This window comes from Campylobacter sp. 19-13652 (assembly GCF_019702925.1).
In the GTDB taxonomy this organism is placed as follows: Bacteria; Campylobacterota; Campylobacteria; order Campylobacterales; family Campylobacteraceae; genus Campylobacter_A.
In genome coordinates, this window is record NZ_AP024713.1 from 1363109 (window position 1) to 1386998 (window position 23890).

17 protein-coding genes and 2 rRNA genes are annotated in these 23890 nt (G+C 41.1%); 10 read left to right on the forward strand and 9 right to left on the reverse strand.

What is annotated here, in order from left to right:
* Positions 1-29 precede the first annotated feature (29 nt).
* Positions 30-629, forward strand: a complete 600-nt coding sequence (locus LBC_RS06655; RefSeq protein WP_221254987.1) for a methionine ABC transporter permease — start codon at positions 30-32, stop codon at positions 627-629.
* A gap of 9 nt (positions 630-638) precedes the next feature.
* Positions 639-1424, forward strand: coding sequence for a MetQ/NlpA family ABC transporter substrate-binding protein (locus LBC_RS06660; RefSeq protein ID WP_221253669.1), 786 nt, complete (start codon positions 639-641; stop codon positions 1422-1424).
* Positions 1425-2453: 1029 nt separating this feature from the next.
* On the opposite strand, the gene LBC_RS06665 is transcribed toward LBC_RS06660, so the two are convergent.
* The 4 genes from LBC_RS06665 to LBC_RS06680 are packed head-to-tail and all read right to left on the reverse strand — an operon-like array spanning position 2454 to position 5382.
* Positions 2454-2681 (reverse strand): hypothetical protein, encoded by a 228-nt coding sequence (locus LBC_RS06665; RefSeq protein ID WP_221253670.1) that lies wholly within the window; start codon positions 2679-2681, stop codon positions 2454-2456.
* Positions 2678-3061, reverse strand: coding sequence for a flagellar export chaperone FliS (fliS, locus tag LBC_RS06670; RefSeq protein ID WP_221253671.1), 384 nt, complete (start codon positions 3059-3061; stop codon positions 2678-2680). Before fliS ends, LBC_RS06665 begins: the two co-directional genes overlap by 4 nt.
* Before the next feature lie 9 nt (positions 3062-3070).
* A complete protein-coding gene (fliD, locus tag LBC_RS06675) occupies positions 3071-4993 on the reverse strand; it encodes a flagellar filament capping protein FliD (protein WP_221253672.1) in 1923 nt (640 codons plus the stop codon).
* A 2-nt stretch (positions 4994-4995) separates the two neighbouring features.
* Positions 4996-5382 carry a FlaG family protein gene (locus tag LBC_RS06680; RefSeq protein ID WP_221253673.1) on the reverse strand — a complete coding sequence of 129 codons (387 nt, stop codon included), beginning with the start codon at positions 5380-5382 and terminating at the stop codon, positions 4996-4998.
* A 91-nt stretch (positions 5383-5473) separates the two neighbouring features.
* Here LBC_RS06680 and LBC_RS06685 point away from each other — a divergent pair, with 91 nt between their 5' ends.
* Positions 5474-5818 carry an ornithine carbamoyltransferase gene (locus LBC_RS06685; protein WP_221253674.1) on the forward strand — a complete coding sequence of 115 codons (345 nt, stop codon included), beginning with the start codon at positions 5474-5476 and terminating at the stop codon, positions 5816-5818.
* Positions 5815-6468, forward strand: a complete 654-nt coding sequence (gene rsmD, locus LBC_RS06690) for a 16S rRNA (guanine(966)-N(2))-methyltransferase RsmD (protein ID WP_221253675.1) — start codon at positions 5815-5817, stop codon at positions 6466-6468. The genes LBC_RS06685 and rsmD overlap by 4 nt, the downstream gene beginning before the upstream one ends.
* 1770 nt (positions 6469-8238) lie before the next feature.
* Here the strand turns inward: rsmD and rrf are convergent.
* Together rrf and LBC_RS06700 are read right to left on the reverse strand one after the other, a co-directional pair.
* A 5S ribosomal RNA gene (gene rrf, locus LBC_RS06695) occupies positions 8239-8357 on the reverse strand.
* Between the two features lie 297 nt (positions 8358-8654).
* Positions 8655-11782, reverse strand: a 23S ribosomal RNA gene (locus LBC_RS06700).
* Positions 11783-12408: 626 nt separating this feature from the next.
* On the opposite strand from LBC_RS06700, the gene pxpB reads away from it, so the two are divergent.
* Together pxpB and LBC_RS06710 are read left to right on the forward strand one after the other, a co-directional pair.
* Entirely contained in the window at positions 12409-13062 is a 654-nt protein-coding gene (pxpB, locus tag LBC_RS06705; RefSeq protein ID WP_221253676.1) for a 5-oxoprolinase subunit PxpB, read from the forward strand.
* Positions 13059-13964 (forward strand): biotin-dependent carboxyltransferase family protein, encoded by a 906-nt coding sequence (locus LBC_RS06710; RefSeq protein WP_221253677.1) that lies wholly within the window; start codon positions 13059-13061, stop codon positions 13962-13964. Before pxpB ends, LBC_RS06710 begins: the two co-directional genes overlap by 4 nt.
* 40 nt (positions 13965-14004) lie before the next feature.
* Here LBC_RS06710 and LBC_RS06715 read toward each other — a convergent pair whose 3' ends face one another.
* Positions 14005-14316 carry a helix-turn-helix transcriptional regulator gene (locus tag LBC_RS06715; RefSeq protein WP_221253678.1) on the reverse strand — a complete coding sequence of 104 codons (312 nt, stop codon included), beginning with the start codon at positions 14314-14316 and terminating at the stop codon, positions 14005-14007.
* A 178-nt stretch (positions 14317-14494) separates the two neighbouring features.
* Here LBC_RS06715 and LBC_RS06720 point away from each other — a divergent pair, with 178 nt between their 5' ends.
* From LBC_RS06720 to LBC_RS06730, 3 genes are all read left to right on the forward strand, one after another.
* Positions 14495-15178, forward strand: coding sequence for a hypothetical protein (locus LBC_RS06720; protein WP_221253679.1), 684 nt, complete (start codon positions 14495-14497; stop codon positions 15176-15178).
* 146 nt (positions 15179-15324) lie between these two features.
* Positions 15325-16074 (forward strand): 5-oxoprolinase subunit PxpA, encoded by a 750-nt coding sequence (locus LBC_RS06725; protein ID WP_221253680.1) that lies wholly within the window; start codon positions 15325-15327, stop codon positions 16072-16074.
* A 62-nt stretch (positions 16075-16136) separates the two neighbouring features.
* Positions 16137-17315 carry an NRAMP family divalent metal transporter gene (locus tag LBC_RS06730; RefSeq protein ID WP_221253681.1) on the forward strand — a complete coding sequence of 393 codons (1179 nt, stop codon included), beginning with the start codon at positions 16137-16139 and terminating at the stop codon, positions 17313-17315.
* A gap of 877 nt (positions 17316-18192) precedes the next feature.
* On the opposite strand, the gene LBC_RS06735 is transcribed toward LBC_RS06730, so the two are convergent.
* Positions 18193-20166, reverse strand: a complete 1974-nt coding sequence (locus tag LBC_RS06735) for a rhodanese-like domain-containing protein (protein WP_221253682.1) — start codon at positions 20164-20166, stop codon at positions 18193-18195.
* Positions 20167-20216: 50 nt separating this feature from the next.
* Positions 20217-22151, reverse strand: a complete 1935-nt coding sequence (locus LBC_RS06740; protein WP_260173471.1) for a cytochrome C — start codon at positions 22149-22151, stop codon at positions 20217-20219.
* A gap of 346 nt (positions 22152-22497) precedes the next feature.
* On the opposite strand from LBC_RS06740, the gene LBC_RS06745 reads away from it, so the two are divergent.
* On the forward strand, positions 22498-23841 hold the full coding sequence (locus tag LBC_RS06745) for a cytochrome c biogenesis protein ResB (protein WP_221253684.1): 1344 nt from the start codon (positions 22498-22500) through the stop codon (positions 23839-23841).
* Positions 23842-23890: the final 49 nt, after the last annotated feature.

Below are 23890 nucleotides of genomic sequence, written 5' to 3' on the forward strand. Positions count from 1 at the left end.
TCGTAAAATCACTAAATGAGACCATCTACATGGTAGCTGTTTCTGCGTTTTTTGCTGTAATTTTTGGCTTGCCGCTTGGCGTACTTTTAAGAAACACAAGAAGCGACGGCATATCGCCAAATCCAAAGCTTAATAAAATTTTAGGCGCCGTGGTAAATGTAACGAGGTCTTTTCCATTTTTAATACTCATTATCTTACTCTTGCCACTTTCTGCTGCAATTACAGGCGAATACATAGGCTCTACAACAGCCATAATACCACTAATAATCGCAGCCGTGCCGTTTATTGCTAGGCTTTTTGAAGGGGCTATGCTAGAGGTTGATAGCGGGCTTATCGAGGCATCTTTGGCACTTGGAGCAAACAAAAAAGAGATAACCCTAATGACGCTAGCTGAGTGCCTACCAGCTCTAATAAATGCTGTTACAATCACAAGTATTAGTCTAGTTGGCTACTCGGCTATGGCTGGAGTGGTAGGTGGTGGCGGATTAGGAGATTTGGCTATACGCATAGGCTATCAGTCCTATGAACCGCTCGTGCTTGCTTACTCTGTAGGTATAATCATCATGCTCGTGCAAGCCATACAGCTAAGTGGCGACGCGATATCAAATAAAATACGAAACCAACGTTAAGGAGAAAAGATGAAAAAATTTATTTTCGCCCTATTTGTGGGGCTTTTGGGTGTAAGCTTAAGCGCAAATGAGACGCTAAGAGTGGGCGCTACACCAGTGCCAGCAGCCGTTATGCTAGAGTTTGCTAAGCCTATCCTAAAAGAAAAAGGCATAGATTTAATCGTGCAAAATTTCACCGATTACATCACGCCAAATCTGACCCTAGCCAAAGGCGATAGCGACGCAAATTTATACCAGCACAAGCCATTTTTGGATTTTACAAACAAAAAAAATGGCTGGAATTTAATTTCGCTGGGACGAATTTATATAACGCCTATGGGATTTTATTCAATAAATCACAAAAGCTTTGAGGACTTTCCAGTGGGCGCTAGCATAGCCGTGCCAAACGATCCGAGCAATTACTCAAGGGCGTTACTTTTCCTAGCTGAGCATGGCTTTATAAAAGTCAAAGACCAAAACAACCTGCAAACAACAGAGTTTGACATAATAGAAAATCCAAAGCGCATAGTATTTCGTCAAGTCGAAGCCGCAACCCTGCCTAAAATTTATAAAGGCGTAGACGGCGCAGTCATCACTGGAAACTACGCACTTCAAGCTGGCATAGACATAGCTAAAGACTCGCTATTTCACGAGGATACCGACTCACTGTATACAAATATCCTAGCCACTCGCCCAGAACTAGAAAACGACCCTAGGATAGCCACTCTTAAAGAGGTACTAACAAGCGATGCCATGAAGGAATTTGTAGCCCAAAAATATGGCGGAAGTATATTTGTAGTAACGCCTAAAAACTAAACATAAGCTAAACATATAGACGCAATATGAGTTTATCCATTTTGCGTCCGCTTATCCCTGTGAGACATGCTTTAAATTTTAATATCTAGCGCTCTTAGAAATCTTTTATCAGTAAAACTATAAAAGACCATTTATAATAGAGTGGATAAAATTATAGTTATTGTAGCAAAATGCCGATATAATAGGGATTTGTACGCAATGCTACTGCCGTTTTTTATCCTAAATATGTTCCAAAAGCTTTTAAATTTATAATGGATATCTCTTGAAAATTATAGACAAAATGTATTATAAAAAGGCTTGAAAATGAGATAAAATTTACATAGTTAGTTTAGTAAATCTCAAGCCCCCAAAGACTTTAAATTTACACATGCCATTAAAGTCAGGAATATAAATTTAAGACTCTCTTTTAACAAAGCATTACTCCTTAGTGACACTAAAGTAAGCACAGCACCCCTAATTTGTGCCAGTGGTTTTTGGCATTATCGCCCTTATTACACAATGTCGGCACGATTTTTAGCACTTCGCAGTTGCTCAACGTAAAAATCTGGGGAAGCGCTCTTAAGTTAGTAGGACTTAGGACGACGACTGCTTTTTTGCGGCTCGTATCGCAAAGCGATATACTCGCCAACATCTAGTTCCGCTTCGCTTCACCTAGAAACTTCGCTTCGCTTGTTTTCACAGAAACTTCGCTTCGCTTGTTTTCACAGAAACTTCGCTTCGCTTGTTTTCGCTTTATGCACGCACAGCAAGCAGTTGCTGTGCTAAGCCACTTCGTGGCTTGCATACACTCCTGTGCCGTAAGCGAGTGAGCGAGCATATTGAGAAGCAATGCGATCAATAAATAAGCCACTCATATACGTGGCGATAGCTCTCCAAAACTAAATTAAGCTTTTAAAAAGCAATACTTTTTTAAAACAGAGCCAAATTTAAAATACAAACAGCTTAAACCCTGCCCTCAAGCACATGAATAAATTTAAAACAAAGAGAAATTTTGTGATTTTAAATTCTATAATAAAACCAAAAAAGGCGTTAAAACATATAGTTTCTTACTTTATTAGCCTTTTTAAGCTCGATTTCAATTTTTGATTTTTTATTTTCTAGAACGATTACAGCCTCGGATAGAAGGGCTTGAGCCTCCCTTAAATCATCGACGCCATCTACACTATTTTCATTAAATTCATCAGCCAGCGCCTCTATAGCCTCGGCATTGTCATTGACTATGGCAAGCTTAAAACGCGAAAGCCAATCGCCACTCATAGCTCGCCCTCACCTTCATCTGTCACGTCGCGCCACGCCTCTGAGAGCTGCCTTACGACATTTACTACCTCATCAAGGCTTTGAATGTCGTTTCGCACATTTGCCGCTGTTAGAAGCTGAATTTGGCGAGTATAAATACCAGCTAGATAATGGGCGACATCGCCAGCGGAGTAATCAAGGGAGTTTAAAAGCTCCATAAAAATGGCATTTGTACGATTTATATAATATACCTTTTTCTCTACATCGCCCTCAGACATCGCCTTTTTTGTGCGGTAGATAAACCGAAGTATTCCATCATAAAGCATGCCTATAAGCTTAGTAGGCGACTCTATGCCGCCTATGCTAGTTTGGGTATATGCTGCGTATGCTGTATTGTTCATATTTTTACCTTATTTCTTTGCCAGCTCAAAATTTATCATACTTTCCATTGGTGCCCACATGCTTTGCACCTTTTGTATGGCTTGCTCATAGCGGATAAACTGCTCTCTCATCTGGTCATATTTTGTCTTGACATCTTCTTGAATTTTCTTTATATCTTTTTGTAACTTTTCATTATTGTTTTTTAAAGATTTTGCGTATTTTGTCAGTACACCATCATCTCTGCCGCGCTCATCTTTTGCTAAAAGATCAAGCATCGCATCCTTAAGCTGCGTAAACATACCATTTTTTACATCATTATTAGGCTGCACTGTCGTCTTTTTTAATCCAAACATAGCGAGCTTATCGGCATCACCTGATATATCTATATCATATCCATCTGCTTTAGATAGCGTTATCTTGCCATTTATATAGCTCACGCTAAGCCCAGATATATCAGCATCATTAACAGCTTTTATAAATGCTTTTGCGTTATCCTCTTGGGTACTAGTAGCCTCGGTTTTAAATTTAATCGCCACGCCATTTATCGTGATATTTTTCTTATCGTCTAGCTCTATTTCGCCACTATTTATCTCGCCACTTTGATAACTTATGCGATTGTGCTTTGTCTCAGATACAAAGAAATTCTTTACATCCTGTAATCCATGCGCCTCGTCATAAGACAGCTTTTTATTAAAGGTAGACTCATCAAACTCAAGCAAGCCTTTTTCGTTTAAACTAAGTCCAAAATCAGCCATACTAATAGTCTTTTTCATCAATGCGTTATCTTTTCTAACTTCAGCTACGGTCATTCTGTTATTGGTTGCAGTTAAATTTATCTCGTCTATATCTTTATCGCGCTGCATGGTGTAGCCTAGGATTTTATTTAGTTTATCCCGTATACCCTTTACCTCGCTAGTGCTTTGAAACACACCAGTGGTATTAGTCTCGCTATCATGCACAGTAACCGTACTAAGCTCATTCATAAGCTCATTATAAGCACTCACCATATCGCTTAGATTTTTTTTCATGTCTTTGGTGTCTTGCTTTACCTCAAAGCTAGTCTCACCTATTTTTTTAAGATCAATTGTAATCCCAACGCGCAAATCACTAATAGAATTTGATGAGCGGCTTACACTTAAGCCATTGTATTCAAACTTAGCGTCAGCGGCCTCTGTTAATCTTACGCTGCTTAGATCAAATTTAAAAATATTTTCGCCATTTGCTGTTACTGGCTTCATCACAGGGGCTGCGTTAGGATCGCTAGTGCGTGCAGCAGCAGTGGCGTCTTTATCCTCTTGCATTACCTGAGTTTTTGAGTTTACTCCAAATATGGCCTCAAATAGATTACTCTCCCCTACTTCACTAAATTCAATAGCCTTATCTGCACCAGTTTTAGCTGATTGTATTACCATTTGGTATGGGTTTTTGCCACCCACATTTATTATCTTAGCCTGCACGTCTCCGCCAGTTTTATCATTTATCGCATCGGCTAAATCCTGAAGCGTGGCATCTTTTTTAAGCTTTAAATCATACTCAATACCATCTATCTTAATTCTCATAGTGGTATCTTTATTAAGCCCTAAAATATCGTTACGGCTTTTAAAATTTACGCTTTTATAGCTATCTCTATCAGCTAGTTGCGTTACATCTATCTTTAAGCTTTGTAAGCTAACACCAGAACTAACGCTCATAGTAGCGCTCTCACCACTCGTATCCACCGTACGCTTTAAAAAGCTCGTCTCATCAGCTAGATCTTTAAAGCTTGTCTGTAGCTTTGTCATGATGGTTGTAAGCTTAGTTAGCCCTTTTTGTTTTTCAGTATTTTGCTCCAGGTCTTTTTTTGGCATCCTTAAAAGACTAGCTTCATCTGCGCCTTGTAGCTTCGTGATAGTTTCTTCGTTTAGAAATTTAGATCCATTAAATCCAACGAACGTAGCCGTACCTACTGCCATTTTTAACTCTCCTTGTCAAAAAGTATGCCGATACTTTCTTTAAAATATTCACTTATTTTAATGGCCTGCTCGCTTGGGAGCTGGCGTATCACCTTGCCTGTGGTAGCCTCAGTTACCTGCACTACCATAATATTTATCTTATCATTATAATTAAAGCGCACATTTGTATCAAGCTGCTCCATCTGCTCATTTAGCTTATCCGTAGCCTCTTTTGTCTGCTTGGCTAACTCCTCATTACTAAGCTTTGTATCCTGTCCTTGGCTTTGCTCTGCCTTTTGGGTGCTATCAGCCTGTATCTGAGTATGCTCTACTGGACGAGTTTGAGATGGTTGAGATGATTGCACCGCCGCTACTTGATTTTGCGCAGCAGCCGCTTTAAATATCTCCATTTGTTTCTCCTTGTGTATTTTCTGCTTATTATATCGTCTATTTTATTAAATTCTTTAGCCTTTTTGGGTACAATTTTAAAAAAGGGGAAAGATGAGAATAAACATAGACTGCGAATGCGTGCTTTTAGCAGAGGCTTTACGGCTGTTTTGCAAGGATTTTAGCTGTGCTAGAGCTGAATGCGATTTTATCATAAGCGACCGTAGAATAAAGGCTAGTAAACCAGTCTTTATAATCAGCAAAGACTCACCCCACATATCACTACCATTTACAAAAGATGCACTTTTTGAAAGCTTACAGGATTTTTACTCAGCCATACAAGTCCCCATGGCAACGATAAAACCAAAAGAGACAAAAGACGATCTAGAAAGCGCAATTAATGAATTATGTGATAAATTTAAGGCGGATTTAATAGCTATTTTAAGGCAGGTAAGATGAGCTTAGTACTAAAAAGTGTAGATGAATATTTAAATAAATTTGAAAAAAAGCAAGAAAAGCCAAAGATAAAATCTGAACCTAAAAAGTCGCTTTTTACTACTATTACAAGCGGAAAATTTAAAGGCAAAAAGCTAGCCCTACCAAGCCTAAAAACCACACGCAGCACAAAATCAATAGTCAGACAGTCGTTTTTTAATACCACCAGATATGAGCTAGATGATGCGCTTTTTATAGAGGGTTTTGGTGGTAGTGCACTAATGGCGTGCGAGGCGGTAAGTAATGGCGCAAAAAAGGCTCTAGCCATAGAGATAGACAAAGCCGCCTATAAGCTAGCAAGCAAAAACTGCGCGGCTTTAGAAGGGTGTGCGGCGAGCGTCATACTTGGCGATAGCTTTGAGCTTCTTATGGAGGTAATATTAGGGGCAGATATTCCTGTGATATTATATCTAGATCCACCATTTGATATTAGAGGGGGCTTCGAGCGCGTATATGATAGACTTTTTAAATTGCTTAATGATGTGCCAAGGAAGCGCGTGAAAATAGTCTGCTTTGAGCATTCCTCGGCTGTGGCTATGCCAGAACAAGTAGGGGATTTTAATAAGATTAAAAGCAAAAAATTTGGCTCTACCTCACTCACATATTACTCCTAAACTACCCTCTCCCACAAATAATTTCAAAAAAACAACAAAGTAAAAGCCTAAAATTATACATAAAACCAAACCTTGCTAATTTTATTTTATGCTTAGCTTTGTTTCATTAAATACCCATATAATTTTATATCTTTTACACTCTAATAAGTTAGCTAGAAAGTTTTGTGCAAGGTACTTTAATCCAAACACCCATTCAACAATCAATTAGTAACCGCCTCTAACCGCCTACCAAACCAAGAGTTTATAAAATAAGATCTCTTGCCATCTAATACATTAATTTTATCCACTCTCTACCTACTCCTTAAGCCCAAACACCTATCACCAAAACTAAGTCTCTAATGCTTAGCAATAATAAATAAAGCCTTTATATAAAGCAAGAAAGATTATAAAAGACTTTAGAGCCTTAGTAAAACATCACAAATCCAAACTAAAGCAATCCCTATATCCATTCATCTACCCAACAAAGAGCCCCCATAAAACACCATTAGCTCCACTCTTTTACTCTTCTTTACTTTTATCGCCCTATAATTTAATTTATAATACAGGCTCTTTAAAAACATATTATTGTTTTTAAATTACAAATTTAATCCCCCTCCTCATTTTACAAACCAAACATTATTAATTCATACTGGTAGCATAAAGCATTACTAACGCTATAAAAGCAATAATGTCAGTACTATTTTAGCTCTTAGCAAAGCTTGGTATAAAATCTGGAGAGCATGGATAAGAGTGAGTATGTAAAGTAAAATACTTTTATATGTCTTACATCATAAGCAATAATACTCCCCTATATCAAGTTTGTTGTATTTGGGTGTGCTATAAATTGATGCGGGAAGCAAAGTTCTTTAAAGCTGTGCATATGCCGACCACATACGCAGCTTTAAAGAAACTGCGGCTTTGCCTTGTTTTGATAGAAACTGCGGCTTTGCCTTGTTTTAAATAAGCTTTGCTTTACTAGATAAGCTTAACACACGCACAGTAAGCAGTTGCTCTGCTAAGCCACTATGTGGCCTACCATGTTCTTGTACTTTAGCCAGTATATTATTTTGCGATATAATAGCTATTAATAAACAATCCATATACGTTGTATAAAGATTGTCTTTTAAATTTATAAAGCAGTAATATTTGCTTAGAAGGCCTATAACTAAACAACTAGCTTTTTAATAAGCTTTCTATGCTTTTAAAAGATGCGTGAAGTACCAAACAGTAGTTTAATTTATAAGATACTTAAATAAATGGGCTTTAGTTTTTAAATTTATATATTTTTAGTTATTGCTGATTTTTATCAAAGCTATACACATGTAGTAGCATTATGGTATAGATTATGGGTAGATATTTACACTCTGTTTTTGTTTTACAATAAGTAAAGGCTAGATAAAAAGGTGATTAATGAATTAGCAGAGCAATATATAACTTAATCATAATATTATACTTATAACCAATATTTTATAAGATTTAAATTCTAAACATATTTTTACACCGACTCTTTTTATTTAGTTATATATTTTTGTATGTTATGACTAGATAACTTTTATAATCAATAGATTATATTACTTATTTAATCAATGTATCAATGTATCAATTCTTTAATGAATGTTAAGTTATAAGTTTTATTAAGACTATAAACACATAGGAATAACCTGCTACTAAATAAAGAATATTAACACTAATAGCAATTAATAGGCAATAACTAATCCATTACATTTAATCTATTAAACATAAATTAATTTTATAAGTAGATTTTAGAAAGTAGATAGTGAATAATTAACGAGTCCGCAGCGACTTACTTTCCCGACATCCCAGTAAGGGAGAGTATCATCAGCCATGACTGGCTTAGCTTCTTGGTTCGAGATGGTACAAGGCGTTTCCCAGTCTGTATAGCCACGGACAGCGTTAAGCAATATATCTTTTAAAGATACACTGATTAACGCTATTTGTGTTAAATGTTAAGAGACAAGTTTAAAAGCTTTGTTTTAAAGAAGCTTCGCTTTAATAAAAAGTTTTATTTTACTTTTCTTGTTTTAGGATCTGTTTTTACGTAGCTTTTTTTCGTTAGGCTAGGCGGACAAATGAGAAACAAGGGAGTTACCAAATAGGTAATGACCGAAGTTTCGAATGCAGTCCAACGACGCATAACGGAAAAAGAGCAAGTAAAAATTACCCTTAACAAGGAAGTGATGCTTATTTAAGATAAGCAAACGAGCTATTAGTACTGGTCAGCTAAATGACTTTCATCACTTACACACCCAGCCTATCAAACAGATAGTCTTTCTGAGCTCTTAAAAGAAGATTCATCTTGGAGTTGGCTTCGAGCTTAGATGCTTTCAGCTCTTATCACATCCGAACTTAGCTACGCTGCGGTGCTCTTGGCAGAACAACAGCTACACCAGTGGTTCGTTCAACCCGGTCCTCTCGTACTAGGGTCAAATCTCCTCAATCTTCTTACGCCCACGGCAGATAGGGACCGAACTGTCTCACGACGTTCTGAACCCAGCTCGCGTACCGCTTTAAATGGCGAACAGCCATACCCTTGGGACCTGCTCCAGCCCCAGGATGCGATGAGCCGACATCGAGGTGCCAAACCTCCCCGTCGATGTGAGCTCTTGGGGGAGATCAGCCTGTTATCCCCGGGGTACCTTTTATCCTTTGAGCGATGGCCCTTCCACACAGAACCACCGGATCACTAAGACCGACTTTCGTCCCTGCTCGACCTGTATGTCTCGCAGTTAAGCTGGCTTTTGCCTTTATACTCTGCTGTCGATTTCCAACCGACATGAGCCAACCTTTGTAAGCCTCCGTTACATTTTGGGAGGCGACCGCCCCAGTCAAACTACCCACCAGACATTGTCCTACCTGAGGATAACTCAGGCTAGTTAGCTATCAGAATAAAAAAGAGTGGTATCTCAACAACGGCTCATATACAACTGGCGTCATATACTCAAAGCCTCCCACCTATCCTGCACATCTTTATCCCAATAGCAGTATCAAGCTGTAGTAAAGGTCCACGGGGTCTTTCCGTCTTGCCGCGGGTAGGAGGAATTTTCACCTCCACTACAATTTCACTGGATCCCTCTTTGAGACAGCTCCCATCTCGTTACGCCATTCATGCAGGTCGGTATTTAACCGACAAGGAATTTCGCTACCTTAGGACCGTTATAGTTACGGCCGCCGTTTACTCGGGCTTCGATCAAGAGCTTCGCTTACGCTAACCCCATCAATTAACCTTCGAGCACCGGGCAGGCGTCACACCCTATACATCCTCTTACGAGTTAGCAGAGTGCTGTGTTTTTGGTAAACAGTCGGGAGGGACTCTTTGTTGTAACCTTCCTGGCTTTTGGAGTAAATCCATACACCTGGTTAGGCACACCTTATACCGAAGATACGGTGCTATTTTGCAGAGTTCCTTAAAGAGAGTTCTTCCACGCGCCTTAGAATACTCATCCCACCCACCTGTGTCGGTTTACGGTACGGGCAACACTATCTAAACTTAGAAACTTTTCTTGGCTCGACGGCATCAGAGATTCTCACGCTACTCCGAAGAGTTTTGTGAGCCTTTCAGATCTCGGATAAAGAATTACGGATTTGCCTATAATTCAACCTACATCCTTAGACTAGCACTTCCATCAGCTAGCTCTCTTAGCCCTAAGCGTCCTTCCATCGCACAATAGTGTTGGTATTGGAATATTAACCAATTTGCCATCGCATACCCCTTTCGGACTTTGCTTAGGACCCGACTAACCCTACGATGACGAGCATCGCGTAGGAAACCTTGGGTTTACGGCGTTGGGGATTCTCACCCCAATTATCGCTACTCATGCCTGCATGCTCACTCCTATCCGCTCCAGCGCTCCTTACCGGTACACCTTCAACGCTGAATAGGACGCTCTCCTACCACTTGTCTATGACTATTAAGACTTTTTATACTCATATTTTATTTTATCTTTAAATTTAATCTTACCATTTAAAAACTCTACTATCTTTTAACAAAGAAAGCGAAGTATTTTAAAATGGATTTAAATGTTGCAATGGAATTTTACGAAGTAGCATACATAAAGTATGTAACTGAGTAAAATTTCAAGCTCATTTAAAGACACTTAAAAGACGAGCTAGTCTGAATAGTCATAGACAAGTCTAAAGCTTCGGTACTCATTTTAGCCCCGTTATATTTTCCGCGCAAAATCACTAGACCAGTGAGCTATTACGCTTTCTTTAAAGGATGGCTGCTTCTAAGCCAACCTCCTGGTTGTTTCAGTAACTTCACATCGTTTTCCACTTAAATGAGATTTAGGGACCTTAGCTGTTAGTCTGGGTTGTTCCCCTCTCGACGACGGATTTTATCACTCGCCGCCTGACTGCTGTGATTACATATAAGGTATTCGGAGTTTGATAGGGTTTGGTACATTGGTGTATGCCCTAGCCCATTCAGTGCTCTACCCCCTTATATTACGACACAACGCTATACCTAAATATATTTCGGAGAGAACCAGCTATCACGAAGTTTGATTGGCCTTTCACCCCTATCCACAAGTCATCCCATAGCTTTTCAACGCTAGCGGGTTCGGTCCTCCACTGGTTCTTACACCAGCTTCAACCTGCTCATGGATAGATCACTTCGTTTCGGGTCTGCAGCATCTGACTAATCGCCCTATTAAGACTCGCTTTCGCTACGGCTCCGGGTTTCCTTAACCTCGCCAGACACCACAACTCGCAGGCTCATTATGCAAAAGGCAGTCCATCACCCTGATAAATCATAGGGCTCTGAATGATTGTAAGTAAATGGTTTCAGGTTCTATTTCACTCTGATCACCTCAGTTCTTTTCACCTTTCCCTCACGGTACTTGTTCGCTATCGGTCTAGTAGTAGTATTTAGGGTTGGAAAGTGGTCTTCCCAGCTTCAGACAAGATTTCACGTGTCTCGCCCTACTCAGGATACTGCTAAGTAAAAATCAGATTTCGCATACGGGACTATCACCCTTTATAGTTAATCTTTCCAGATTATTCTGCTATCATCATTTAGTCTATATTGCAGTCCTACAACCCCTAGTGCAAGCACTAGGTTTGCCCTCTTACGCTTTCGCTCGCCGCTACTGACGTAATCTCTATTGATTTCTCTTCCTTTGGGTACTAAGATGTTTCAATTCCCCAAGTTCGCCCCGCATTGCGGTAGTATATATCTCTATATACTGGGTTGCCCCATTCGGAAATCTACGGATCAAAGCTTCTTGACAGCTCCCCGTAGCTTATCGCAGTCTAGTACGTCCTTCATCGCCTCTACTAGCCAAGGCATCCACCATTCACTCTTAGTAGCTTACCTTTTTTATACCTAAAATAATTAATCTTAATTAATTAGGCAGAATAACTAATATTCTAATTCGCATCACTTCCTTGTTAAAGGTAATTAAGTTAAATTAACTTTCTTACGATACTTATTTGTTTATCTTCAAGACGGAAAGCATTAACACTAAATTAGATAAGTTTTAAATCCTAATTTAGTTGTGATGTTAAACTTCTACTTTAAATACTAAACTTTATTAGTATATAAAGTGAAAAAAGATAAAATCTTAAGTCTTTAACAAGTCCTGTAAAATTGTTTTTTATTAAAACTTGCTTGTGACTCTTAACATTAATAAATTAAAGAACAACGATTTACAACATAAATAACTACATCGCTTCTAAAGACAAAAACAAGTTTGTTTTAGAAAGGATAATAATATAATGTAAAAGAAAAGCTTTATTAACTGTTAGAAAGTTAAAGGTGGTTTCTCAAATCGTGAGCTGGAATTATATAAGAGAGTTGCTTAAGAAAAGCTTAGAAAGTTGGGGGAATTTTATAAAATTAAAAAATTTATTAATTATTAATATTACAAAGGTATTTTACAATAAATATTAAATAATTTTAATATAATACACCAAACAGATTTCAAATTTAAAGACAAGAAAATGCAGATAGAATTTACAATATGTAGCCAAAGTATGCTCCTAGCATACCTACCACAGCCGATAAATGAGCAAAAACAAGAGCTTATTTGGGCTATGGCTGACGCAGCAAATGAGCTTCAAAAGGTAAGAGAGTGCGTGTGTGGAATGAATAATATAGCTGTTTTTACACATGAAATTGAATACGATGAGCTAAAAGAGCTAAAAATAGAGCTTGAAAATATCTTTAAGAATTTAAAGCCACGCCAAATAAATGGCAGAATAATCGAAATTGAGGTGAATTACGGAGGAGAAATTGGGGTTGATTTAATCCAAATGGCAAAAGCCAAAAATATCTCGCCACAAGAGCTGGTTAGACTACACACACAGCCACTTTATACGGTGTTTTTCCTAGGATTTTTGCCTGGATTTGCATACCTTGGTGGGCTTGATGAAAGGCTTTATCACCCTAGACTATCTAGCCCTAGAAAGAGCATAAAAGCGGGTAGCGTTGGTATCGGAGGTAGTCAAACTGGCGTCTATCCTAGCGCCAGCCCTGGAGGCTGGAACCTCATAGGCAGCACAGATGCGGTGCTTTTTGACCCACAAAAAAGCGAGCCAAACCTCCTAATGGCTGGCGATAGGCTTAAATTTATCGCAAAGGAGGTGCTAGTATGATAATGATACAGGTAGCTGGATTTGTTGGGGTGCAAGATCTTGGTAGGAACGGATTTTTACATAGCGGAGTAGGCGTAAGTGGAGCAATGGATAAATTTGCCCTGATGGCGGCAAATGCTGCACTTGGCAATGACTTAGGTGCGGCTGGACTTGAGATAATGGGTGCAGTTAGCGTTGAATTTACAAACGATAGCAATTTTATCTTAACCGGAACTGAATATAAACTAAAATTAAACGATACCTATATTAATAGTTATACAAGATACAGTGTAAAAAAGGGCGATATTTTAAGCATAGAGGGTGCAATAGATGGGATGTATGGTTATCTCGCTATTAGCGGCGGCATTGATGTGCCAGTCGTGCTAGGAGCTAGGGCGCAGAGCGTATCTGGGGGATTTGGTGGCTTTTGTGGTAGGTTTTTAAAGTCAAACGACGAGCTAAAAATCCACCGCTCTTCACCACTAAAGCCCCTAAAAATTCAAGCCCCACAGCAAAGAGAGAGCATAAGAATTCTCGCAAGTAGCGAATGGAGCGATTTTATCATGCCTCAAACAATCCTAGCCCAGCCATACAAACTTACCTCAAACCTCAGCCGAATGGGCTACCGACTAGAAGGCGAACTAGCACTAAAACCACGCAAAAGCCTAGAAATGCCAAGCCACGGAGTAATGCCAGGCGTAGTGCAAATCCCACCAAACGGGCAACCCATAGTCCTCATGAAAGATGCGCAAACCACGGGCGGATACCCAAAAATAGCTACCGTAATAGACGCCGACCTAGGACATCTTGCGCAAAAACGCCCAGCTCAAAGCGTGCAATTTGAGCTAATTAGCGTAAAAAACGCTATCCTTGCAAGCAAGGAGCTAAATGAGCAAATTCTAAAGATAAAAGAGCTTGCATAAAGCGGGCAAAACGCGCATAAACAAACTTGTGGTGGCTAGTTTATGCGTGCCAAGAGTTTTGAAATTTAGCTACATCAAAATAGTTCTCTATCTCAATCGGCTTAAAAAATTCATCAATCTCAACGCCAAAAAGCATAGATAATCTAAAAAGATGACTGAGATTAAAATGCTTGCCGTGTGCGTAGTTTTCGGTATTTGCGTAAAATCCAGATGATCTTTGACCTATGCTGAGCGCCACTTCTAGCTGACTTAGCCCACGCTCTAGCCTGAGCCTTTTTACGTTCGCACATATCATCATAAAAAATCTATCTTCTTGTTCTTTGTTTATTATTGGCGGAATATTATTAAACATTAAGTGCCTTAATTTTTTATGAAGTTTAAAATAACTTCCAAATTTACGCAACTATCTATAGAAATGATTTTTATAGATATATTTTTTAATCGCTTTTTAAGTATGTGAAATTTATAATCTTAAAATCATTTCTATAGAAATGATACCTACACTATCTAAACAAAAAAAGGAGTTTTTTATGTTTAAAAAATCACTCGTTCTAAGCCTAGCCTTAGCGACCGCTCTATCTGCATCAGATCTTCGCTTTGAGCTTGGCTCGGCAAGCGGCGACGGAAAGCTAAAAACAGCAGACATCGTCCTTAACACAGGCTCTAGCCAAAGCGGCTTTACGACTAAAACCAGGCTAGGCTACGCAAAGCACGATAACGGCAACGCATACAGAGTAGACGCGGTCTTTGGCTGGCAGTTTGGCGATGCAAATAGCTGGGGCTTGTTTAAAATTTATCCTATCGGCGTGGGATATACGTACTATTCGAGCAAAGACAACTTTTTCGTCAGCTACAATGGCAGCAGCTACGGCTATGTGAGCGATAACCTAAGTATGTTTACATACAAAGCTGGTATTGAGTATCAAAAAGACAGCCTATTCCTAGACAAACTAAGCCTGCTAGTTGGGGCGTTTTACACGCATACGTTCTACACAACTAACATCGATGAAGGAAACGACAATTATTACAGCGACCTAAACTACAAGCCAAAAGGCTTTGAAACCTACGTCGGTGTCGATTACGGCGTAACAGATAAATTTATCGTGGGCGCAAAAGTGGGCTATAATAAATTTAAAGATAGCTCGTTTTTGGACGAGTCGTTTTTTAACCATTCAGGCGCTACGTTTAAGCTAAGCGTTGGATATAAATTTTAATCTCCTTTAAGAAATTTTCGTGGCTAGCTTTTAGCCACTTTCTGCATTCTTTACTTTTGTTTAAAAATTAATATTAAGTTAATTATTTATAACAAATATTAAACAATATTAAATATAATTGAAAAAATTATAAGCAAAGGCAAATAGTGAAAATAGATTTTAACTGCGATTTAGCCGAGGGTCTAGGGGTCGAAGAGGTAATAATGCCATACATCAGCTCAGCAAACATAAGCTGCGCCCTACACGCTGGAAGCGTGGACGAGACAGCCCGCACAATAGCCCTAGCCAAAAGCCACGGCGTACAAATAGGCGCGCACCCCAGCTTTGACGATAGGGCAAACTTTGGCAGGAGTAATTTAAACCTAAGCAAACTAGAAATACAAAATCTACTAGCATATCAGCTTGGTGCATTTTTGTCACTGTGCGACGAAGCAGGAGCAGTCTGCGCCTACGTAAAGCCCCACGGAGCGCTTTATAACATGGCGGCAAAGGACTATGCTCTAGCACACATTATCGCCGAATTTGTTGCCAAAATCTCGCAAAAATGGGGACAAAATCTAGCCATAATGGGGCTTAGCAATAGTCAAAGCGCACAAGCGGCAAAGGCGGTCGGTGTTAAATTTATAAGCGAAGTTTTCGCAGACAGGCACTACACAGACTGCGGTACACTAGTGCCTAGAAATGAGGCAAATGCGCTAATTCACGATAAATTTGAAGCAATCGCACAGGTTGTAAGCATGGCAAAAAATGGCGTAGTAAAGAGCATAAGCGGCAAATCCGTAGCAGTCTGCGCTGATAGCTTGTGCGTGCATGGAGACGGCGAAAATGCCGTAGAATTCGTACTTGCTATAAAAAATACCTTAGAAAAAGAGGGTGTAAGCGTGGGAGCATTTTAATCTAGCATAAGCCAAAACGCAGACTTAATCAAAGCCGATAAAATAAATTTAAAGGAGAGCAAATGGCAGACAAAAAGGCAATTTTTGGGGCGGCAGCACTCATGGCGACTTCCGCCGTGGGTCCTGGATTTTTAACACAAACGGCTAAATTTACAGAAACGCTCATGGCTAGCTTTGCCTTTATCATACTAGCCTCAGTCATCATAGACATTGGCGTGCAGCTAAACGTCTGGCGCGTAATCGCCGTTAGTCGCCTAAAGGCGCAAGAGCTAGCGGAGCGCGTATTTCCAGGGGTTGGCTACTTGCTAGCTGCACTTATTGTAATGGGCGGACTCGCCTTTAATATAGGCAACATAGCAGGCGCTGGACTTGGGGTAAGCTCTGTATTTCCTAGTATTGACCCCATAATTGGCTCAATTATTAGCGCTGGCGTAGCGATAGCCGTTTTTGCGAGCAAAGACGCGGGTTCACATATGGATAAATTCGCCCAGTTTATGGGCGCTGTTATGATTTTAATCATCGCTTATACGGTCTTTGAGGCAAATCCTCCGCTAGCTGATGCTGCCATAGAGGCGGTAGCTCCGCAGAAATTTGACGCCATAGCACTCGTAACACTAGTAGGTGGGACTGTGGGCGGATATATCACATTCTCAGGCGCACACAGGCTGCTTGATGCAGGCATAAGTGGCGTGGAAAATCTAGGTCACGTAACCAAAAGCTCAATAACAGGCATTCTCGTGGCAAGTTTTATACGCATATTTTTGTTTTTAGCCGTGCTTGGGGTAGTGGCAACTGGCGTAAAGCTAGACCCAGCCAACGTCGCCCTGACACCATTTTCTCACATACTCGGAGACTTTGGCAGAATTATGTTTGGGCTTGTTATCTGGGCAGCTAGCGTAACATCGGTAGTCGGAGCTGCGTATACTTCGGTTAGCTTTATGACAGGCTTTAGTCAAAGTATCAAAAGGCACCAAAACCTAATTATCATCGCATTTATCGTATTTTCGACGCTCATTTTCTCAACCGTCGGAAAGCCAGTACAAGTACTTGTGCTAGTTGGCACGCTAAATGGGTTAATCCTGCCTATTGCGCTAGTTGTAATCCTGCTGGCTGCATATCGTAAAGACATCGTGGGCACGTACCGCCACCCAGTGTGGATAGCTGGCTTTGGCTGGCTCATTGCCGCTGCTATGAGCTATCTAAGCTACATCACGATAGTAAAATATCTAAGCTCTTTTTAAATTTATCGCAAGGCAAGAATGAGCAAAACCGTAGAAACTTTGGATTATTTTGGTTTGTGGATTGTATTTATTTTTATGTTTTTTATTCACGTACATAGTTTTTCTTTTTTACGCCAGGGGAGGGGGTGGAGGCTTGAATTACTAAAAACTGCGACTTCGTCTTGTTTTACGAAGTCGCCCCATTCCTATTTTATCCATCGCTCGCACTACTTCGTAATATGCTCACTCGCTTACAGCACACAGGAGCGTATGCAAGCCACAAAGTGGCTTAGGATGACGACTGCTTACTGTGCGTACATAAAGCGAGTAGACGAGTATATCACAAAGCGATACGAGCCACATAAAGAGCAGTCGTCGTCCTAGGCTTCGCCTGCCGACGCTCCCCACACGCTAGCGGTGTCGCTAGCATTTAAATTTATCTGCGATAAATTTAAATCACGACTTTTAAAGATTGCTTTAAATTTAAAGTTTGCTCCGCCTAAAATAACGGAGAATGCGAAGTATCATGAGATGAATTTTTGCAAACTGAGAGCTAGCTAGTGTTAGCGAAGACAGAGATGAAAAAAGCATAAATTTATTACGACGTACCCAAAAGGCACAGTGTGTTTTAGGTAGGTGCAGGGAGCGCAAGCACTCCCTGCCCGCAAAGACTGGCAAAGCCAGTCTGCGGAATTTAAAGAGCGAGCTGAGCTCCAAAAAGCTTTGAATTTAAGAAAAATAACTTCAACGAGATAGGAACGTCAAGATGCTCGCATCGCACAGCTAGGCAAGGCGGATAAGCAAGTGGCAGGGGAGTTACCTAATAGGTAATGACTGCAGCCACTTGCGATATCCAACGCAGCATAGCAAAGCGAGGCAAGCTGGCTTTTACGCCAGCTTAGCCCACAAAGGCATAGATGATTAGGGCTAGGAATATTAGCCCAGTTGCGAGCATTGCAAAGCCAGCAAATTTAGCAATAGCAGAGTATTGGCCAAACTTATCATCTTTTACGATTAGCCGTTCAAGCTCGCCGCTAGCACGCAGGCGCTCATACCACTTCGCGCGCTCCGCTTTTAGCTCATCTTCGCCTAAATGCCCTGAGAAAATCACCGTATCCATCGGGAAGCGGTCGGCTCTAAAGTGGGTGTTGAAAAAATGCACCGCAAAGATAAAGCCAGTCGCAAGCAGGGCTTCATCGGAATGGACTATCGTGCTTAAATTTATCGCCCACGGCGGTAAAAAGCTAGCAAAAAATGTCGGAAAAGCCAGCACCAGCCCAGAAAAGCCGATGACAAACATACCCCAAAATACCGCTAGATAATCAAACTTCTCCCAGTATGTAAAGCGGTCAAACTGCGGTCGCTCGCCAGCTCCTACAAACCACTTTAGATTTGCCCACAAGTCCCTAAAATCCTGAGTTCTTGGCATTAGGCTATCAGCTCCAAAAAGCTTAAATTTGCTCTTACGATAGCGCAGAATAATCTCAATAATATGCACCACAAAGCACGCCCCCATAATGGCCGCACTCAGCCTGTGAATGAGCATAGCCCCGTCAATACCGCCCATTAAATTTATCATCACGCTAGCCCATTTGGCGGTGTAAAACTTCTGCGGCAGCCCAGAAAATGCTAGCCCCAAAAAGCTCGCCGCCACAAAAAAGTGCATCACGATATGAAGCGTGCTAAAGCGGCGAATTCGGACTTTGCAGTTATGAGCCTTTTCTTTAGCGGCTTTAAACTCGGCTGGGAAACGCAGCCTAAGGCTAATTAGCTTAATGCTCCAAAGCAGAGTATGCAGGCCAAAAAAGCCAAAGACGACTATGAGTAGCCCCGTCATAAACACATATGCGCCGTGCAGCTCTGGGTAACGCTCGCCGTCGTTGTGATCAGCGTGAGCGATAAAGCCAAAGGCAAACTCATCATCGCCATTTGCGTGGCAGGTCTTGCAGGTCTGGCTTCTATTTAGCGCCCCTAGCGTGCTTTTTTCATCGCTTGGCGGCAAGATAGCGTGCGTGCCGTGGCAGTCAAAGCAGGCTGCTATACGTGGTGCAGAGCCTAGACGCTGCAGGTACATCGCCTTGCCGTGAAAGGTCTCGTAGTAGTGGGCCTGCTGCTTTTCGTGGCACTCACCGCACTTTGCATCGCTTGCTTTTTTATAATCTACTGGATTTTCAAATTTAACGCTATGCACGCTGTGGCAGTCGGTGCAGGCTGGCTTTGGATGGGCGTTAGTGGCAAAGATATTTTTCTTATGCAGCGTCGAATGCACGCTAGCGCTAAACTCCACCCCCTCCTTTTCGTGGCACTTTACGCAACCTTCATTGACTAGCTTTTTGTTTTTGCTATTTTCTGCTGTGTGGCAATCACGACAGCTAGGAAGTGAGCCAAAGAGCATATGAGAGTGGATATTATCCTTTATATTCTCGCCCAGATCCTTGCCGCTGCCTACTTCAGCCTGCTTTATCTGCCTGCCTGAAATAGCCCAGCCCTCAAGCCCATCAAGCATCACGTAGACGTTTTTATAGCCAAGCTCATTTAGGGCTAGGGCTGCCTGGCTAGCGGTGTAGTTTAGGCGGTTTAGCCCATAGATGACTATCGTTGCATCCTTATCGCTTGGCAGGAGCTTTTCATACTCTGGCGTGTTGATAAAGACTGCATTTGGCAAAAATCCCCACTCCCTATGCACCTCCTCGCTATTTACATCAAGCAGCACGGCTCCGTCATTTATAAGCGCTGCAGCCTTTGCCATACTTATGGGCTTTACGCCGCTAATTAGCGCCATCTCGCCCTCGCCACCAGCCCTTAGGGCTTTGGGCGCAAAAAGCACAAGCACGCAGGATAAAACAGCTAGCAAATATTTAAATTTATTCATATCTATCCCTTTTTATGGCTAGATTAGGGGCGTTTTGCCCCTGCTAGCTGCTATTTTTTAATACCCAAAAGCTTCTTAGCCGAGCCAGTATAAATGAGCGCTTCATTTACTAGCTTTTGGCTATACTCAGCCCCGTGAAGTCCCCACGCTCCGTCCTTTTCTAGCTTAGTAGCTATCTCTCGGGCTTGCTTGGTGTAGTTTATGACCTGGGCTTTTGCTTCGACTGCTAGGTTTGATTTAGCTAGGGCTTTATCGATCGCTTTTATGTCGTCATTTATCTCTTTAAAGCCCGCTTTTACAGGCGTTTGCCACTTTTGCACCCACTCATAAATTTGATCTTGGTTTTTAAATTTTAAATTCTCACTCAGATTGCTCTGCACTGGGCTGTGGCAGCCGCCCTTGCCTGGTTCCATTAAATTTGGATCTTCAAAGCTCGTTCTAGCGCAGCTCCACATAAGGTCGATGAAAAATCGCCCCTGCTCGTTTCTAGCCCAGCTCCAGCCCTTTGTGCCGCCCTCTCTTGGCTTGCCTGGGGCTGGATTTAGGCTTTTGGCGTCCTTATCCGTGCTGATTTTCCACACGTGAGACATTCTTACATTATCAAAGCCCGCTAGGTCAGGATTTTGTATCGCTCCAAAGTTCTCGCAGCTCATCATCGCAGGCATATGGCAGCTCGTGCAGTCATCCTTTGCGTGTGCGCCACCAAATTTAAAAAAGCTAGCCTGCGTCTCGTGGCAGTCGGCGCATTTTTTCTTTAGCCCCACTCTGGTGTAGTTATCCTGCCAGTCGTTTGCCGTTACTTCGTGTGGGTCGTGGCAGGTGGAACAACGCATACCCTTATCGTAGTGGGCTGAGCTATACATCTGTGAACCTTCCGTGCCGCAGCTTGGGCAGGAGGATTTAAAATAGACGTTAAACGGCTTTCTTGGATTTAGCTTGGAGTCGGCTTCGTTGTAGGCAAATCGCTGGTGGCAGCGTTCGCAGTTGCTTGGCATCCCAGCTCCACGCGCGCCATATAGGTGAGCGCCTGCGCCGTGGCACTCCTCGCAGCTTACGCCCTTAGAGATTGTGTGCTTGCGTAGCTCTTTCGCGTCGCCCAAAGCGGCGAAAAACTCGTCCTTGCTTTTAAAGTCAAATTTAAAGCTATGGCAGGTCTCGCAATAGCTCGTAGCTGGCTGAAAGAGCATTTTCGTGCGGTAGCTTGCGCCGTAGCTGTTTGTCCCCCACACCTGAGAGCTTGAGCCTTTAAAGTCCTCTAGCTTAGTCGGAAAGCCTGGGCTAAACTCGGCGATTTTGGCTGCCATTTGCGGAGTGAGATATTTCGCCCACAGCACGGAAAATTGATTTCCCCCAGCCACTAGCTTGCCGCTTAGATCGCTTAGCTTGCCGTCTTCGACGTGATACGTCCCACGCACCAGCCACTTATCCAAAAAGCCGTATTTCGTGCGTGGCGTGCCGATAACGGCAAAGACATCATCTGCCTCTATGCCGTCTGGCAAAATGGTCGCCTGGCTGCCCCACATCGGCTTTTTCATATCGCCGTCTGCTTCGCTTATCTCATCAGGAAAGCGAAACATCATCGAGTGGCGGCTTCGCTTCCACGCTGCATACTGGGCTGGGTGGCACTCGCCGCACTTTGCAGGCCCCACAAATTTATTCGGATAGTCCAAAATGCTCTCAAAACCAAGGCGGTAAGTAACGGCTACTTGCTGCCCTGTCTTTTCGCGAATGCCCTTGCCGCCGCCAAAATCGACAAACTCCTCTTGGCGGTCGCTTAGGTGATACTGCCCGACTAAGCGCCCATCTTTTTCGTATTTAAAAACTGGGTGATTTTTCTTTAAATAGTCCCAAAACTCGCCCTCTTGCTCGACATAGTCGCTAAGTGTGCGAGGAGCTACGCCGTCATTTTGCAGAGTCTTTTCCTGCCCTACTTTAGTTTTTGCTCCTTGCTGGCTTGGCTCATTTTGCGCCGCCTGGGCGCACATACAGGCTAAAACAGTAAAAATAGATAGTACAAATTTAAGCACCGTCTCTCCTTTTGTACAAAATTTAATCTTTTTTAAAATAATATTTTATTTTGATTAAATTTTAACTTAAAATATTAAATATTATAATTAATTATTTATTTTAATATTTTTATTATGTTTTATTCATAAAATTATTTAAAAATACAGCTATATATTATTAATTTTAGACTCTAATTTCATAAATAAATATTCGTCTATACTTTAATAAAATATGAGTTTTATTAGGATAAAATATAATTTTAAGCACTAAATTATTCATACTTTGCTAAAGTTTTATATTAATTATAAAATATAAGGATATTTTATGATAAAAATATTTTCTAGTATGGGCTGGGCTCTATTTTTTATGCTTATTTTTGCTATTTCTATCGCAGTAGCCACCTTTATCGAGCAAAACATCAACACTACGGCAGCTTGGCTATATGTTTACGGCTCACACTGGCTTGAAATTATAATGGTCTTACTAATCGTTGTATTAATAATAAATTTATTTAAATTTAAGCTTTTTCGCCTAGCAAAGCTACCCTCTCTAGCCTTTCATTTTAGCTTCATTTTAATAGCCTTTGGTGCGCTAATTACTCGTTATTTTGGCTTTGAAGGCAGCCTTCATTTAAGGATTAACGAGACAAATGACAGTATATTTTTAGAAAAATACTACCTAAAAATCTGCGATTTAGCAGGCAACTGTAAAAAAGATATGGTAAATGAGTATGACAATTCTAGCTTTTTTATAAAAATGCAACTAGACAAAGGCAAAGTGCATTTTAAAATCAAAAAATACGCAAAATCGCTTGAGTCAGTTTTTATACCTAACGCAGAAAATATAGACGCCAAAGACACATTTAGCTTTAGCATTTCAAACGGCATAAATGTCGCACCCCTTGAGCTATTTGAAAACGAAAGCGTCGATATAGATGGTGTGCTTTTTAAATTTGACAAAAGCCAAAACTGCTCTTATGTGCCAGATAATAGCGTCTGCTTTGGCTTTGAGGATGGCGGAGCTTTTGTGCGCTCAAGCCTAGAGCTAAGCCTGCTAAACTCCACCACCATCGCACCAAATATAAAAACAAGATTAAAAACAGGTGAGCTTTATAGGGCTGGGGGCTTGACATTTGTGCCAAAACAAGCTCTACAAAAAGCCGTAAAAAGCTGGCGCCAAACGCAAGCAAACGGAGAAAGAGACGGCTTTTTGCTAGAGATAAAGGCGCCTAATAATACGCAAAATGTATGGATAGTAGCCGATGATGAGACGGAGATCTTTATAGATGATTATAAATTTAAACTAAGAGCCTTTAAACAGAGCTTTAAGCTGCCTTTTAGCGTAAGGCTTGATGAGTTTAGCATACAAAGATACGCAGGCTCAAACTCGCCCAGCAGCTACTTTAGCAAAGTGGGCATAGCGCAAAACGACAAAGCAGACCTAAGTGCCACCATATCGCCAAATAGCCCACTTGATTATGATGGTTACAGGCTATTTCAGACCTCGTATGACAAAGACGAGCTAGGTAGCCTTTTAAGCGTTAGCTTTGACCCTGGCAGGAGACTAACATACGCTGGATACACGCTTTTGTGCCTTGGGCTTTTACTAAATTTGTTTAATAAATCTAGCCGCTTTCAAAGCCTACTAAGAAATGGCTTAAACAATTAGCAAACATAGCCTAGGTGTTGCTCTTTAAGGACTGCATTTATAATTTAGC